This is a genomic window from Pectobacterium jejuense, assembly GCF_026800125.1.
GTDB classification, from domain to species: Bacteria; Pseudomonadota; Gammaproteobacteria; order Enterobacterales; family Enterobacteriaceae; genus Pectobacterium; species Pectobacterium jejuense.
This window is the reverse complement of sequence record NZ_JAPQKX010000058.1, coordinates 1-249: the sequence shown is the minus strand read 5'-3', so window position 1 is coordinate 249 and position 249 is coordinate 1. Positions and strand designations below refer to the sequence as shown.

The window sequence follows — 249 nt, the reverse complement described above, 5'->3', positions numbered from 1 at the left end:
AAATGGAGATCAGATGTAAACGCGGGATATTCATAAATGCTTATCGCCCAAAAAAGTCATGATTGCGGGTATTCATGACCCGCTTGAATACGAAGCTCGGTTTATAGCCGAGCATAATATTGCTACGTGTAGCCCCGAAGAGGTTAAAAACGGAGCACAGCCTGTCATGGGCTGGATTGAAAAAGAAGCTATTGAATATCTTGCCATCCATATTGATCTGGATGTCTTAGATCCTGCCCTGTTCAGATC

General features: G+C 43.4%; 1 pseudogene. It reads left to right on the top strand.

Annotation, left to right across the window (positions count from 1 at the left end):
* Nucleotides 1–40 precede the first annotated feature (40 nt).
* A pseudogene (locus NXT09_RS22445) lies at nucleotides 41–249 on the top strand (arginase family protein); the annotation flags it as partial.